Below are 1,128 nucleotides of genomic sequence, written 5' to 3' on the forward strand. Positions count from 1 at the left end.
AACGTCCGAAAGCTATTAAATATTCAAGCTTATATGATCAATTCCCTTATGCTTGGTCTCAATACTTAAAAGATTGCACAGAAGAGGAACGGAAAATGGGGTTACGTTTACTAGCGAAACTCTTAAAAAATGATGATTTCACATTACTGAACAAAGCGCTCCAATTGGCTTCCTCTCATGGTCATCCTAGCGCAGATCAAATTAAGCACTGTTTTTATTCGTTAATGAATCAAGACCGTTCTCATATGGAAATTACTCCTCGTATGAAGGTGCCCGTCTTGCCCAACGCATCTCGCGGCCTTTCTCATTATGATGCCTTTTTTCAAGAAGGAGGTGATCGTAAATGAAAGAGCAAATCGAATCCTACGCCAAACAGTTGAAGCTTAGCTGGATTCGTGAACATTATCATGAAATTGAAGCTGAAAATAACCAAGAGTACTTATTGAAGCTATTTGAAATGGAAGCTAAAAATCGTGAAGAGCGAAAGATTAACTTACTATTAAACCAAGCTCAGTTGCCGAAAACAGGAACGTTGCCTTTTCAATGGGAGCATATACAAATTCCACAAGGAATTGATCAAGAAACGATATTAAATGGGGATTTTATTAAAGAGCAAGAAAACCTCATTTTATACGGAGGAGTTGGTACAGGGAAAACCTATTTGGCGGCATTGATATCCTTAAATGCCATACACAGGTTTGGCAGTCGGGTGAAGTTTTTTACAGTGGCAGCTTTAGTTAATAAGTTAATAGAAGTCAACCAACAAGGAACTCTTCCGAAGTTCATGAAGATGATTGAAAAGCTGGATCTTTTGGTGCTCGACGAATTAGGATATATCCCCTTAAATAAAGAAGGTGCAGAACTGTTATTTCAAGTGATATCTATGTGCTACGAAAACCGTAGTCTATTAATAACAACTAACCTTCAATTCGGTCAATGGAACCATGTTTTCGGTGATCCCATTCTAACAGAAGCCGTTATTGACCGATTGATTCATCATTCTCATTTATTAATGTTTACGGGAGAAAGCTTTCGATACAAAGAATCTTTATTACAACAATAACTAGAGACGGCAAGTGGCATGCATTTTTAATTGCCATTCCATACATTTTTTACTTGCCAAATACA

The 1,128-nt window shown here is 37.3% G+C and carries 1 protein-coding gene and 1 pseudogene; both read left to right on the forward strand.

All coding sequences use genetic code 11. The features are described from left to right. A pseudogene (locus CEF18_RS25615) lies at positions 1-347 on the forward strand (IS21 family transposase); the annotation flags it as partial. Further along, complete coding sequence (istB, locus tag CEF18_RS25620; RefSeq protein ID WP_110937831.1) at positions 344-1,063, forward strand: IS21-like element helper ATPase IstB; 720 nt, start codon at positions 344-346, stop codon at positions 1,061-1,063. The pseudogene CEF18_RS25615 and the gene istB, both read left to right, overlap by 4 nt. The last annotated feature ends 65 nt before the right edge of the window (positions 1,064-1,128 follow it).

This window comes from Salipaludibacillus neizhouensis (genome assembly GCF_002886185.1).
In the GTDB taxonomy this organism is placed as follows: Bacteria; Bacillota; Bacilli; order Bacillales; family Salisediminibacteriaceae; genus Salipaludibacillus; species Salipaludibacillus neizhouensis.